The organism is Amycolatopsis heterodermiae (genome assembly GCF_034929455.1).
GTDB classification, from domain to species: Bacteria; Actinomycetota; Actinomycetes; order Mycobacteriales; family Pseudonocardiaceae; genus Amycolatopsis; species Amycolatopsis heterodermiae.
Window position 1 is genome coordinate 26391 of sequence record NZ_JAYFSI010000004.1, and the last position, 13202, is coordinate 39592.

At 70.5% G+C, this 13202-nt stretch carries 15 protein-coding genes and 1 tRNA gene; 8 read left to right on the forward strand and 8 right to left on the reverse strand.

Annotated features, from left to right (window positions below; all coding sequences use genetic code 11):
• Positions 1 to 196 precede the first annotated feature (196 nt).
• The gene (locus VA596_RS18950; RefSeq protein WP_323328950.1) at positions 197 to 670 is read left to right on the forward strand and encodes a MarR family winged helix-turn-helix transcriptional regulator; all 474 of its coding nucleotides are present in this window, start codon (positions 197 to 199) and stop codon (positions 668 to 670) included.
• 20 nt (positions 671 to 690) lie between these two features.
• On the opposite strand, the gene VA596_RS18955 is transcribed toward VA596_RS18950, so the two are convergent.
• From VA596_RS18955 to VA596_RS18965, 3 genes are all read right to left on the reverse strand, one after another.
• Positions 691 to 780 (reverse strand) — tRNA-Ser (locus VA596_RS18955).
• A 393-nt stretch (positions 781 to 1173) separates the two neighbouring features.
• Entirely contained in the window at positions 1174 to 2013 is an 840-nt protein-coding gene (locus tag VA596_RS18960) for a patatin-like phospholipase family protein (RefSeq protein ID WP_323328953.1), read from the reverse strand.
• 40 nt (positions 2014 to 2053) lie between these two features.
• Entirely contained in the window at positions 2054 to 2335 is a 282-nt protein-coding gene (locus VA596_RS18965; RefSeq protein ID WP_323328955.1) for a DUF2277 domain-containing protein, read from the reverse strand.
• Between the two features lie 102 nt (positions 2336 to 2437).
• Between VA596_RS18965 and VA596_RS18970 the strand changes: the two genes are divergently transcribed.
• Positions 2438 to 3394, forward strand: coding sequence for an Ldh family oxidoreductase (locus tag VA596_RS18970; protein ID WP_323328957.1), 957 nt, complete (start codon positions 2438 to 2440; stop codon positions 3392 to 3394).
• A gap of 28 nt (positions 3395 to 3422) precedes the next feature.
• On the opposite strand, the gene VA596_RS18975 is transcribed toward VA596_RS18970, so the two are convergent.
• Together VA596_RS18975 and VA596_RS18980 are read right to left on the reverse strand one after the other, a co-directional pair.
• The gene (locus tag VA596_RS18975) at positions 3423 to 3647 is read right to left on the reverse strand and encodes an RNA-binding S4 domain-containing protein (RefSeq protein ID WP_323328959.1); all 225 of its coding nucleotides are present in this window, start codon (positions 3645 to 3647) and stop codon (positions 3423 to 3425) included.
• 17 nt (positions 3648 to 3664) lie between these two features.
• Positions 3665 to 4462, reverse strand: a complete 798-nt coding sequence (locus tag VA596_RS18980) for a trypsin-like serine peptidase (RefSeq protein ID WP_323328961.1) — start codon at positions 4460 to 4462, stop codon at positions 3665 to 3667.
• Between the two features lie 139 nt (positions 4463 to 4601).
• Between VA596_RS18980 and VA596_RS18985 the strand changes: the two genes are divergently transcribed.
• Positions 4602 to 5420, forward strand: coding sequence for an SDR family oxidoreductase (locus tag VA596_RS18985; RefSeq protein ID WP_323328963.1), 819 nt, complete (start codon positions 4602 to 4604; stop codon positions 5418 to 5420).
• Between the two features lie 190 nt (positions 5421 to 5610).
• Positions 5611 to 6240: a hypothetical protein gene (locus VA596_RS18990; RefSeq protein ID WP_323328965.1), complete on the forward strand. Its 630-nt coding sequence runs from the start codon at positions 5611 to 5613 to the stop codon at positions 6238 to 6240.
• Position 6241: 1 nt separating this feature from the next.
• Here VA596_RS18990 and VA596_RS18995 read toward each other — a convergent pair whose 3' ends face one another.
• On the reverse strand, positions 6242 to 6901 hold the full coding sequence (locus tag VA596_RS18995; RefSeq protein WP_323328966.1) for a response regulator: 660 nt from the start codon (positions 6899 to 6901) through the stop codon (positions 6242 to 6244).
• Positions 6898 to 8475 carry a sensor histidine kinase gene (locus VA596_RS19000; protein ID WP_323329718.1) on the reverse strand — a complete coding sequence of 526 codons (1578 nt, stop codon included), beginning with the start codon at positions 8473 to 8475 and terminating at the stop codon, positions 6898 to 6900. Before VA596_RS19000 ends, VA596_RS18995 begins: the two co-directional genes overlap by 4 nt.
• Before the next feature lie 190 nt (positions 8476 to 8665).
• Here VA596_RS19000 and VA596_RS19005 point away from each other — a divergent pair, with 190 nt between their 5' ends.
• The 4 genes from VA596_RS19005 to VA596_RS19020 all read left to right on the forward strand — a co-directional run bounded on the left by VA596_RS19005 (position 8666) and on the right by VA596_RS19020 (position 12344).
• Positions 8666 to 9472, forward strand: a complete 807-nt coding sequence (locus tag VA596_RS19005; RefSeq protein ID WP_323328968.1) for an ABC transporter ATP-binding protein — start codon at positions 8666 to 8668, stop codon at positions 9470 to 9472.
• On the forward strand, positions 9462 to 10343 hold the full coding sequence (locus VA596_RS19010) for an ABC transporter permease (protein WP_323328970.1): 882 nt from the start codon (positions 9462 to 9464) through the stop codon (positions 10341 to 10343). The genes VA596_RS19005 and VA596_RS19010 overlap by 11 nt, the downstream gene beginning before the upstream one ends.
• Before the next feature lies 1 nt (position 10344).
• Entirely contained in the window at positions 10345 to 11400 is a 1056-nt protein-coding gene (locus VA596_RS19015; protein ID WP_323328973.1) for an ABC transporter substrate-binding protein, read from the forward strand.
• Between the two features lie 233 nt (positions 11401 to 11633).
• Positions 11634 to 12344 (forward strand): G1 family glutamic endopeptidase, encoded by a 711-nt coding sequence (locus VA596_RS19020; RefSeq protein ID WP_323328975.1) that lies wholly within the window; start codon positions 11634 to 11636, stop codon positions 12342 to 12344.
• Between the two features lie 46 nt (positions 12345 to 12390).
• On the opposite strand, the gene VA596_RS19025 is transcribed toward VA596_RS19020, so the two are convergent.
• Positions 12391 to 13173, reverse strand: coding sequence for a LytR/AlgR family response regulator transcription factor (locus VA596_RS19025; protein ID WP_323328977.1), 783 nt, complete (start codon positions 13171 to 13173; stop codon positions 12391 to 12393).
• Positions 13174 to 13202 lie beyond the last annotated feature (29 nt).

The following is a 13202-nucleotide window of genomic DNA, read 5'->3' on the forward strand; positions in this document are numbered from 1 at the left end:
GAGCCGGGCCGGCACGTCGCCGTCGTCGCGCCTATACCCTGGCCGACCATCCACCGACAAGCAGAATGCGCCTTTTTCCGCCGAGTCTCAACCTTTTCGTAACCCCACCTTCGGGCGATGTTGCAACGGCATTTTTACCGGCAGACAACTCGGACTCGGACCGCGCGGTCCCTTGATCAACGTTCTACGCTGCCTTATGACCGAGGAGCGGCCTGTGCAGTGGTTGGACGATGCCGAGATGGCGGCGTGGCGCTCCTACATCGTCGCGACCCTGAAGCTGCGGCAGCGGCTGCACCGCGAGCTGGCCGACCGGCACGACGTCTCGCTGACCGACTACGAGGTGCTCGTCTGCCTGGAGCTCCAGCCGGAGCAGCGGATGCGGATGTCGGAGCTGGCCGTGCTCATGGGATCCACGAAGAGCCGGCTGTCCCACCAGGTCGGCCGGCTCGAGGACGCCGGCGTGGTCCGGCGGGTCCGCGACCCGGAGGACAAGCGCGGCGTCATCACGGAGCTGACGAAGGACGGCGTGGCCCTGCTGCAGTCGGCGGCGCCGACCCACGTGGAAGGGGTGCGCGAGCACCTGATCGACCTGCTGAGCCCCGAAGAGCAGGCGACGATCGCTTCGGCCTTCGGCCGGGTGCTGGACCACCTGACCGAGGTGGAGAGCTGACGCTTCGCGCGTCAGCCGGCTGGCGGTAGCGGTGGGATTCGAACCCACGGAGAGGTTGCCCCCTCGCATGTTTTCAAGACATGTTCCTTCGGCCGCTCGGACACGCTACCTCTGCCGACGAGGGTAGCCGACGGCGTTTCGCGGCAACCCGAGCCTGGCTCTCACCGCCCTGATGGTCGCGATGGCTTCCCTGGTGGCGTTCGCGGCCGGCGTGAGCACGGTCAGGGACCGGGCCGGCTCCGTGGTGATCGGCGCGCGACCGCCGACCTGGTGACTTGTCGTCGCGCTCGTCGACGAGCCGGGTTGCGGCAGGTGCGGGGCGACTCGGAGTACAACCGCTGCAACCACAAGTAGGTCGTCCCCGGCTACATGCTCGGCAGTCGCATCGAGGTCCGGTCTCGGCCGACACCGCGGGCGCATGGTGACTGCCGGGTGCGTGGGTCCTGGCGTACCCGCGACCGGACTCGTCGCCGTGCTGTGGTTCTTGGGCCGTCGCCCGCGGCCTAAGACCAGGTGAGCGTCAAAGCCGTGCCTTGGGCGCGGCCTGCCTCCGCGGCCGGGGTGCGGGTCGACGGGTCCAGCGGGTTCTGGCCGATGGCCGCCACCGAGGCTTCGTCCGGGCCGATCACCGCGATCTCCGCGCCCGCCGCTCGCAGGTCCTCCAGCACGGAGAGCAGGGTTTTCTCCCCCGGCAACGGCGATTCCAGGCCCATCGGCGCGACCACCGTGACGCGGGTGGCGCCCGCCGCGTAGTCCGCGTTCTCGCCGGAGCGGATGCCGCCGTCGACGTAGCGGCGGCCGTCGATCGTGGTCGGGGGCCAGATGCCCGGGACCGCGCAGCTCGCGGCCACCGCGTCGACCAGGTCGACGCCCGAAGCGCGGTCGAACAGCTTCGGCTCGCCCGTTTCCGCGTCGACCGCCACCAGGACGATGCGCTGGGCGGGCCAGTCGTGGGACGGCAGCCGGGCGGCGATCACCGCGCGGCGGTCCGCTTCGGACACCGTTTCGGCGGCGAGCGCCATCTCGCCGACCCGTTGCCGCACCTCGGCAGGCGAACCGGCGTCCGCGAACGCGGCGCCGAAGTCCGCGACGAACTTCTCCATGTCGATGTCGGCCGGGATCTCCGGGGTCTGCCGCGCCGGGTCGGCCTGGTGCGCGAAGAGGTCCGCCAGCGCGACGCCGCTGGTGACCTGCGCGGCGACCGTCGCGCCCGCCGACGTGCCGACGATCAGATCCGCGCCGGTCAGGTCCTGCCCGCGATCGGCCAGGCCGGTCAGCAGCCCGGTCGTCCACGCGATCCCGGCGACCCCGCCGCCACCCAGCACCAAAGCCTGTCCGCTCATGCCGGGAACCCTAACGGGACCCACCGACAATTCTGCGGAATCAGGGCTGGCGCAGCTGCTTCGCGGCGATCCGCGCCCGCACCTCGGGACGGCGCAGCGGCGGCACGGTCGCCGGCGGCTGACGGCGTTCGGGCAGCTGCTGCAGCAGCCTCGTGGTGATCTCGGTGATCTCCGCGACGGCCGCTTCGAACGGTTCGCGCGTGGCGTCCGACAGCGACTGCACCCCGGTCACCTTGCGGACGTACTGCCGGGCCGCGGCCTCGATCTCCTCGTCCGTCGCGGACGGCTGCAGCCCTCGGAGGGTGGTGATGTTTCGGCACATGCCGCCCAGGGTACGACTCTTCGGAGGTCCGGATCACACGGTCGGGTTGGCTCTCCCCGACGTCGTTGACGCTGCTGCCCGCGCTTGGGCAAGGTCGGGGAAGTGCCCCTCAGACCGCGTCCCTTCCGTTCCGCCCGCCCCGAACCCGGCATCCTCGAAGAAAGCGTCCACGTCAAGAAGCCGGAAACCCCGATCCCGGAACAGGCCTGGCCGCGCGTGCGGGCCGACGAGCTGGTCACCCTCGTGGCACACGTCTTCGCCGCCCACGGTTTCCCGGAAGCGCGGGCCCGCATCGCCGCCGAAGCGCTCTGCCACGGCGATCTGACCGGTTCCCCCGGGACCGGTGTCGCCGAGCTGACCCGGACCCACCTGCCGTTGCTCAAGGACGGCCACGTCGTGCCGCACGCCGAGCCGCTGATGATCGCCGACCGCGGCGCCGCCGCGCTGCTCGACTACCGGCGCGCGTCCGGCCTCTGGGCCGTCGGCGACGCGATGGACCGCGCGGTGACGCGGGCCGGGCGCTTCGGCGTCGGCATGATTTCGCTGCGCGGGGTCGGGCCGTTCGGCCGGGCCGGGCACCACGCCGCCCGGGCCCTGCCGCACGCGATGATCGGGCTGGTGCTGGCGGCCGGCGGTGAACCCGGCCAGCCGATGAACCCGCTGGGCATGGCCGCGCCGGGTGGCGCGTACCCGGAGTTCGTCTTCGACATGGACCACCCCGGCCAGGAAGCGGCCGCCGGGTTCACGCTGCTGGTCGAGGTCCTCGCCGGGGTGCTCTCCGGCGTCGCCGACCACGAGCACGACACCGGCCTGCTGGTGATGGCCATCGCACCGACGACGCTGCGCAGCGCCGACGGCTTCTACCGCGCGGCGAGCGCGCTGTTCGGCAGCATGCTCGGCTGGGAGGGCGGCGCCCCGATCCGCTACCCCGGCTGGCGCGAGGCCCAGCACCTCGAGCAGTGCCGGGCGCTGGGCGTCCCGCTGGCCGGCCCGGTGCGCCGCGAGCTGGACGCCCTAGCCGCGTCGATCGGACTACCGCCGCTCACGAACGTCGGCTGAGCCGGGGCCCCGGCGGATGGGACCCGGACTAGTGGACCAGGACGACCTTGCCGCGGTCGGGGCCGACGGCCACGACGTCGCCGTTGGTCAGCTGGCGGCCGCGGCGGGTCTCCACCTCGCCGTTGACCGTGACCTCCTCGGCGTCGATCAGGTCCTTGGCGTGGGAGCCGCCTTCGGCGAGGCCGGCGAGCTTGAGGAACTGGCCGAGCCGGATCGGCTCGCCGCTGATGGGTACGTCGACGGGGTCGCTCATACCCGCATCATGCCGGGTCAGGCGCGGGCGGCCGTCTGCCGGTAGAGCGCTTGGACGTCCGTGTCGAAGTAGCTCGAGTACGACGTGTCGGGATCGTCGCCGCCGTACTCGAAGCCGCCGATGACGCCGACGACCGTGCCGAGCCGGGTGCGCGGGTCCTGGCCGACCACCCACGGGCCGCCGCTGGTGCCGGTCGGGAAGCCCGCGCAGTCCACCTTGAGCTGGTAGGTGTCCTGCCGGCTGGTCGTGTTCTGGCAGACGGCGGGGGTCTCGGAGTCGTCCGGGTAGCCGGTCAGCGTGATCGCCTGCTCGAACGCGCTGCCGGTGGCCAGGGTGTTCGCGCCGACCAGGCTCTCCAGCGTCTTCGCAGCCCCCGCTTGGTGCGCGGTGGCGAAACCGACGTCGAGGTCCGGGTCCGACGAGTCGATCCAGCCGGCGGCGACGAGCTCGTCGGACACCGTCCAGAAGCCGAACGGCGCGACACCGTCGTGGTAGGCGGGCGCGAAGGTGACGCCGGTGAGGTAGTCGCCGCCCTCGCCGTCGTGGATGCAGTGGGCCGCGGTCAGCAGCACGTCGCCCTGCTGGCTGTGGACGACGCTCGCCGTGCAGTAGTGCGCGCCGTCGACGAACAGCGCGCCGACCGCGGGGCTGGACACCGCGGGCAGGTCGACGGTGGACGCCGGGGTCGCGTCGAGCGAAGGGGTGGTCGCGCCCGCGGACTGGGGCTGCCGGGCCACCACGACCACGACGAAGGCCGCGCCGAGCAGCAGGACGGCGGCGAGGGAGAGCAGGACGGCGGGCCGCCGCACGCGCATCGCCTCCAAATCCCTGTCGCCCCCGAGCTCGTCCAGATCACCATAGGGCGTCGCTCCGACACAATCAGCACACCCACAGCAAGCTCACAGCCGCTAATATCCGTAACTCGGGAGTAACACCCAACGGGCGGGAGGGCCGATGAAGCAGTTCGCGGACAAGGTCGCGGTGGTCACCGGGGCGGGGTCGGGGATCGGCCGGGCGCTGGCACTGGAGTTCGCCCGCCGGGGTGCGCGGGTCGCGCTCTCCGACGTCAACACCGCGGACGCGGAGGAGACGGCGAAGCTGGCCGGCGAGAACGCCCAGGCCTACACGCTCGACGTCGCCGACCGGGCCGCCGTGCTCGCGCACGCCGAAGAGGTCGTGAGCGACTTCGGCGGGGCCAACGTCATCGTGAACAACGCCGGTGTCGCGCTCGGCGCCACCGTCGAAGAGATGACCTTCGAGGATTTCGACTGGCTGATGGGCGTGAACCTCGGCGGTGTCGTGAATGGCACGAAGGCGTTCCTGCCGCACCTGATCGCCTCCGGCGACGGGCACGTCGTGAACATTTCCAGCGTGTTCGGCTTCGTCGGCGTCCCGACGCAGAGCGCGTACAACGCGGCGAAGTTCGCGGTCCGCGGATTCACCGAAGCGCTGCGCGAGGAAATGCTGATCGCGCGCCACCCGGTGGGTGTCAGCTGCGTGCACCCCGGTGGGATCAAAACCAACATCGTGCGCAACTCGCGAGGCGGCGACGGCGATCAGGAGCAGGCCGCGGCGGGCTTCGAGCGGATCGCGCAGACCACGCCGGAAAAGGCCGCACTGACGATCCTGCGCGGAATCGAGCGCAGGTCCGCGCGGGTCCTCATCGGACCGGACGCCTACGTGATCGACGCCATCCCGCGCATCCTCGGCTCCGCCTACCAGCGGCCGGTCGCCGTCCTCGCGCGGCTGGGCCTGAAACAGCGGAAAAGCTGAAACTCTTTTCTCCGTTTGCTGCTTCCGGGCGAACGCTCTGGTCCGGGAAGGAGACCTGGGCCACTCTGGATCACTCTTCGCGGCCTGCGAAGATCGTCAACGCGTCACTCAAAAGAGTTGCGTTTCTGACAAGGCCGTCTGAAATGGTCCAGAATGCGTGGGGTCCGCGAGCCCCTTACCGGAGGTCCCGATGCCGCGCACCGCACAGCGCAGTGCGACCCGTTCGTCCAGCGAACCCGCAGCGGTCGAGCTGCTGGACCGCACCGGCATCATCGCGGCCAGCCTGCCCAAGCGGCGCCGCACGGACGACGACCTGCCCGAGCTCGCCGACCCGATCTACACCCGGCCGCCGGTGTGCGACCAGGACCTGCGCCCGAAGTCCGTGGTGATCCGCCGCCGCGCCCGCACCTGGCTCGGCAGCGGCGCCGCGGTGCTGCTCGTCGCGGCCGGCTGGGTCGCCGGTGGCCTGCTGGGCGGGAGCTTGTTCACGCAGGCGCCGCCGGACGACGTCGCGCAGGTCGACCCGCGGCCCGCCGTCGCGGCCGCCCCGGCGCCGCAACCACAGCCGCAGCCCCAGGCCCCGGCCGTCACGCCGCCGCCGACCACCGTCTACGTGCCGGTGCCGGCGAAGCAGGAAGCGCCGAAACGCGTTCAGGTGCAGGCGAAGGGCCAGGCGAAGAAGGCGCCCGCGGAAACGGACGTGCCGCGCGTCGACCTCCCGCCGTCGACGACCCCGCCGTCGACCACCAACCCGGTTCAGCAGTGGGTGAACGCGGCGGAAAGCATGATGCAGCAGTACCAGTACGGCTCCGGGCACTGAGTCAGGCGCCGGACCAGCGGTATTCGTGCTCCGGGCGGCCCGTGGCGCCGTAGCGCAGCCGCATCTGGACCGTGCCCGACTCGGCCAGCGCCGTCAGGTACCGCTGCGCCGTCGCGCGCGCCATGCCCAGCTCCCCGGCGACCTCCGCCGCCGACAGCGGGCGCCCCGCGCGCCGCAGCTGCTCCGAGACCAGCCGTGACGTCGCCGTCGACTGGCCCTTCGGCGCGGACGTCCGGTCCTGGTCGTGCAGCACCCGGTACGCGCGGTCGACGTCGTCCTGGGCGAAGGCGCGCCCGTCGGCGAGCAGGCCGCGGAACCGCGCGTACGACGTCAGCCGCTCGGCCAGCTGCCGCGTGGTGAACGGCTTGATCAGGTAGTTCAGCGCGCCGGCCCGGATCGCCGCGGCCACCGACGCGCTGTCGGTCGCCGCGGACAGCACGATGGTGTCGGTCTGCAGCTCCGGCAGCACGGCGAGGCCGGACTCGTCGGGCAGGTAGACGTCGAGCAGCACCAGGTCGGGGGTCAGCTCGCGCACCCGGGCCCGCGCCTCGGCCGCGGTGTGCGCGGTGCCGACCACCGCGAAGCCGTCGACCTCCTCGACGAACCCGGCGTGCACCCCGGCGACCCGGAAGTCGTCGTCCACGATGAGCGTGCGGATCATCCGTCCTCCGTCAGCATTCCGGGCAGTTTGGCGACGAACAGCGCGCCCGTCTCGCCTTCGCCGGCGTCGGCCAGCCAGACGTCGCCGCCGCGCGCCCGCGCGGCCTGGCGGGCCAAGGCGAGCCCGAGTCCGTGCCCGGGCGCGATCTTCGTCGAGACGCCTTCGTCGAACAACGTCCGGCGCAAATCGGCCGGGACACCGGGCCCACTGTCCACAACGGACACGTGCAGCGTGGTGCCGTCGGTGAGCAGGCCGATCTCGACGGTCGCCGGGCGTCGCGGGCCCATCCGCGCGGCGTGCAGGGCGTTGTCGACGAGGTTGCCGATCACGGTGTTGGCGGCGATCGGGTCGGTCACCGTCCGCGGCACCCAGGTGTCGTCGGCCAGCTTGAGCGTGAGGCCCTTTTCCTGCGCCTGCTCGGTTTTCGCGACCAGGAGCGCCTGCAGGTACGGGTCGGCGACGGCGTCGCCCAGCTCGCTGGGGTGCGCCGACGGCGAGTCCGTGAGCGTCTGCAGGTATTCGACGGCCTCGGTGTGGTGGCCGAGCTGCAGCAGCCCGTAGAGCGTGTGCAGCCGGTTCGCGAACTCGTGGCGTTGCGCGCGCAGGCCGTCGGACAGGGAGCGGATGCCGTCCAGCTCGCGGGTGAGCGTGTCGAGGTCGGTGCGGTCGCGGAAGGTCAGCACGGTGCCGATCGGCCGGTCGTCCAGGCGCACCGCGCGCGAGTTGATCACCAGGACGCGGTTGCCGGCCACGGCCAGCAGGTTGTCCACCGGCCGCCCTTCGGCGACGGCCTTGTGCACGCGCGGCGAAAGCTCGAGCTCGGCCATCGCCGCGCCGATCGGGAGCTCGGTGCCGAGCAGGCGTTCGGCCTCGCCGTTGCGCACCGAGACGCGGTTGGCCTCGTCGACGGCCAGCACGCCCTCACCGATCCCGTGCAGCACGGCTTCGCGTTCGTAGAGCAGCTCGGTGAGTTCGTGCGGCTCGAGGCCGTGCGTGACGCGCCGCAGCCGCCGGTTGAGCAGCGCGGACGCGCCCGCGCCGAGCAGCAGCGCACCGCCCGCGAAGATCAGCGTGATCACCAGGAGCCGGTTGAAGTCGCCGGTCGGGTCGCCGACCTCGAAGCCGACGCTCACCTCGCCGACCACCCGCGTGCCCTGCCAGATGGGCGTCTTGCTGCGCACCGAGAGCCCGAGCGTGCCGCTCTGCACCGCGCTGACCTCGTCCTGCCCGGCCAGCGCCAGTTCCGGGGAGGTGCTCACCCGCTGGCCGATCAGGCTCGTCGTCGGGTGGGCGAGCCGGATGCCCTTGTCGTCGGTGATCACGACGAACAGCGCGTCGTTGGCCTTCGTGACCGCCAGGACGCGGTCTTCGAGCGGGCCGCCGGGGGCCTTCGCGGCCGCGTTCGCGACCACGACCGGGTCGGCGGCCACGGACTTCGCGATGGCCAGCGCGCGGCGGCCGTACTGGTCGGTGAGGGTGCGGGACAGGAGCACGCTGACCAGGGCCACCCCGATCCCCACGACCAGGGCGACCACGCCGATCTGCAGCAGCAGCACCTGCCTGCTGAACCGCATCCGCGGGAAGAGCGCCCACTTTGGCATGGCTGGGAACATACCCCCAGCTCACGGGCATGCGCTAAATGAGCAAAACATGCAGAACGCGCAGCGGCGACGCAGAACGTCGACAAGCTTCACCTGGCCGCCACACGTACTTAACGTGCCTTCCAGCGTGATCCCCACCACGTGACGAAGGAGTCACCTCCCCATGGTTCCCCCACTGATCGAACTCACCGGAGCCACCAAACGGTTCCCGAGCGGGTCCGGTTCCGTGCACACGGCCGTCCGCGACCTGACCATGACCGTCCAGCCCGGCGAGTTCGTCGCCGTCGTCGGCCCCACGGGCTGCGGCAAGTCGACGACGCTCTCGCTGGTCTCCGGGCTCCAGCCGCCGTCCGCGGGGCGGGTGCAGGTGAACGGCGCCGACGTGAAGTCCATTCCGGACGGTGTCGGCTACATGTTCCAGACCGACGCCGTGATGCCGTGGCGGTCGGTGCTGGACAACGTCGCGTCGGGGCCGCGCTTCCGCGGGGTGCCGAAGGCCGAAGCCCGCGCGCAGGCCGTCGACTGGATCGCCCGCGTCGGGCTCGCCGGGTTCGAGAAGTACTACCCCCACCAGCTCTCCGGCGGTATGCGCAAGCGCGTCGCGCTGGCCCAGACGCTCGTCACCAAGCCGAAGATCATGCTGATGGACGAGCCGTTCTCGGCGCTGGACGTGCAGACCCGCGCGCTCATGCAGGACGAGCTGCTGCGGCTGTGGTCGGGTTCGGGGGCCGCGGTGATCTTCGTGACGCACGACCTGGACGAGGCGATCGCGCTGGCGGACAAGGTCGTCGTGCTGACGTCGTCGCCGGCCACCGTGAAGGACGTCTTCGAGATTCCCCTGGAGCGGCCGCGGAAGGTCGAGGAGCTGCGGCTCACCGAGGAGTTCCGCAAGCTGTACGCCGACATCTGGGAATCGCTGCGCAGCGAGGTCGACAAGGCCCGCGAGAAGGGAGCGAGCAATGTCGCTTGACACCCCGGCGGTGAACACGAACCCGTTGCCGGTCCTGGAGACCGAGCAGGACATCATGGCCCGCGCCAAGCAGGCCTCCTCGCGCCGCAAGCGCAACATCTGGCTGCTGCGCCTGGCGATCGTCGTCGTCTGGCTGGGCAGCTGGGAGCTGACCGCGACGTACTGGATCGACCCGTTCTTCTACTCGAAGCCGTCGAACATCTGGCAGCGGCTGGTCGAGTGGTTCAGCAGCGGGACCGACTTCGGTTCGATCTGGTACAACATCTTCACCACCGTCGAGGAAGCCGTGCTGGGCTTCGTCATCGGCGCGATCGCCGGCGTCGTCCTCGGGGTCATCCTGGGCCGCAGCGAGTACTTCGCGCAGGTGCTCGCGCCGTTCATCAAGGCCGCCAACGCCCTGCCGCGCATCGTGCTCGCCGCGCTGTTCGTGATCTGGTTCGGGCTCGGGCTGTCGTCGAAGGTCGCGACCGTCGTCGTGCTCGTGTTCTTCGCGGTGTTCTTCAACGCCTTCACCGGTGCTCGCGAGGTGGACCGCAACCTGATCGACAACGCCCGCATCCTGGGCGCGACGCGCGGCCAGGTGCTGAAGTCGATCGTGCTGCCCAGCGCGACGTCGTGGATCCTCTCCTCGCTGCACGTCGCGTTCGGCTTCGCGCTGATCGGCGCGGTGGTCGGCGAGTACACCGGCGCCAAGGCCGGCATGGGCTTCCTGATCAGCAACGCGCAGGGCACGTTCGACACCGCCGGGGTGTACGCCGGGATGCTGATCATCACCGTCGTCGCGCTGCTGGCCGAATGGGGCATCGGCACGCTCGAACGCCGCCTGCTGCGCTGGCGGCCGAACGTCAGCTCCCAGGCGCAGGGGATCTGACATGCGTCTCAAAAGGACATTCGCGGTCGCGGCCGCGCTGGCCGTCACCGCGGGCGGGGTGACCGCCTGCCGCGACTCGCGCTCGATCGACTTCGGGGACGGCGGCCGCCCGCACGTCAAGATCATGGTCGGCGGCCTGTCCAAGGTGATCTACCTGCCGGCGCAGCTCGCGCAGCAGCTCGGCGAGTACCAGAAGCAGGGCGTCGACGTCGAACTGTTCGACCAGCCGTCCGGGGCCAACGCGGAGACGTCGCTGCTGGCCGGTGAGGTGCAGGGGGTGGTCGGGTTCTACGACCACACGATCGACCTGCAGGCCAAGGAGCAGTGCATCCAGAGCGTGGTGCAGTTCGCCAACGTGCCGGGCGAGGCGGAGATGGTCGCCACGGCCAAGGCCGGGGAGGTCAAGTCCGGCAAGGACTTCAAGGGCCGCACGCTCGGCGTGACGTCGCTCGGCTCGTCGACGGACTTCCTGACCAAGGCGCTCGCGCAGCGCGGCGGCGTCAGCTCGAAGGACTACACGCCGTACAAGGCGGGCGCCGGGCAGACGTTCATCACTGCGCTGAACCAGGGCACGATCGACGCCGGGATGACGACCGACCCGACCATCGCCCAGCTGACGAACACCGGCCAGGCGAAGGTGCTTTACGACATGCGCACGGTCGAGGGAACAAAAGCCGCTTTGGGCGGTTTGTACCCGGCGAGCTCGTTGTACATGAGCTGCACCATCGTCGAGCGTTATCCGGACATCGTGCAGAAACTCGCGAACGCGTACGTCGCGTCCTTGAATTGGCTCGCGAAGCACACCCCGGAGGACGTCGCGGCGATCATGCCGCCGTCGTTCGCCGGTGGGGACAAGGCGCTGTACGTGAAGTCGCTCAAGGACAGCCTGCCGATGTTCACCAAGGACGGCCGGATGGACGAGGCGGGCGCGCAGAACGTCCTGAAGGTGCTGGGTGACTCGTCCAGCAACGTCAAGCCGAAGAAGGACAAGATCGACCTGTCGAAGACGTACACCACGAAGTTCGTGGACACGGCACGCGCGCAGGCCGCCCAGTAACCCCGCTCACCCGACCGGGCGGTTGGTGAGCTCCATAGGACCCGTGAAGGCCTCTTCCCCCGCGGAGGCCTTCACGGGTCTTTTCGTCCATTCCGGAGTAAATCCGGCAAATATCGTGATTCGTTCCCGGAATGTGAAGACCCTTCGAAAGTAGCTACCTTCCGGTTGTCGCGGATTCAACACTGGTCACACGGTTCTTCCCGGGTCCCCACCCTGTGAACGGAGTCTCCGTCATGACCAGATTCGTTTCCTCGCGTGCTGTCCGCGTGCTCACGGTGGCCGCCGCCGCGGCCGCCGGCCTGGCGATGGCCGGCCCGGCCCACGCGGCCGTCGAGTACGGCTCGCACTTCCACGGCCATCAGTTCGCCGGGGGCAACTGGGGTGGTTACGTCAGCTTCGGCAGCTTCACCACCGCCACGGCGAGCTGGACCGAACCGACCGTGACGTGCCGCTCCAGCAACGACCTGTTCGCCCCGTGGGTCGGCATCGACGGCGACGGATCGTCCACTGTGGAGCAGACCGGCGTCGAGACGGACTGCTCCAGCGGCCGTCCGGTGTATTCGGCCTGGTACGAGATGTACCCGGCCGCGCCGGTGTACTACAACGTGTCGGTCGGCGCGGGCGACAAGATCACCGCGACCGTGACGCGGACCGCGACCAACACGTACAAGCTGGACCTCACCGACTCCACCAAGGGCTGGACGAAGACCACCACCAAGACCCTGACCTCGAAGCACTCGTCGGCGGAGGCGATCATCGAGTCCCCGACCGACTCCTACCCGACGATCTCCGGCGGCATCAAGTTCACCGGCGTCAAGTTCAACGGGACGAACCTGGCCTCGACCAGCCCGTCCGCCCTGAGCGCCGACGACCGCGGCACCGGCACCTGGACCCCGGGCGCCATCGGCTCGGACGGCCAGAGCTTCAGCATCACCCGCCACTGACCCGTCGTGAGTGTTCAGCAGGTCCGCCCCGACCCCGGCTGAACACTCACGACCTGGTGGTGTCCTCGACGTACCGGCGGGCCACGAGGTGGCACTCGTCGATCCGGACGAACCCGGCCGCGTCCCAGTCGGCCGCCACGACCGGCGCCGGCACCCGCGCGGTGAACTTGCCCGCCGAGGTGTGCAGGCGGGCCCGGCGGCCGTCCAGTTCGACCAGGTGAACCTCGGAAAGCCGGACGAACCCGCTCACCCCGGCGCGCTCCACGGAGATCACCGGATCGGCGGGCGACGCACCCCGGTCGTGCGGCGCGGCGCGGACGAGCAGCTTGCGCACGGCGTCGGCCAGCCGGTCGGGGTGCACCGGCTTGAGCAGGTAGTCGACGGCGTCGAGTTCGAAGGCTTCGACCGCGTGCTCGTCCCAGGCGGTGACGAACACCAGACCGGGCGGAACGGCGAACCGGGCGACCAGCCGCGCGAGGTCGAGACCGCTCAGCCCAGGCATCTCGATGTCCATGAACACGGCGTCCAGCGGTTCTTTCCGCCGCAGGACGTAGTGGATGTACTGGCTCGCCGTGATCCCGTCGGAAACGCCGTCCACCTTCATGACGTGGGGGTTGGCGCGAAGCAGGTAGACGATCTCCTCCAGCCCGTGGGGCTCGTCGTCCACCGCCAGCACGTGCAACCGGCCCGGCGGGGGCAGCGGCGAAGGCGGCTCGTTCTTGTACACGTGCGAGTTGACGTAGACGTCGCCCTGCACGCCGCCGATCTGCACGGCGGTCTCCGGATCGCCTTCGAGGTGGTTGGCCACGTCGCCGTCGGTGTCGGTCATGCTCTCCTCTGCCGGTCCGAGTCCAGACT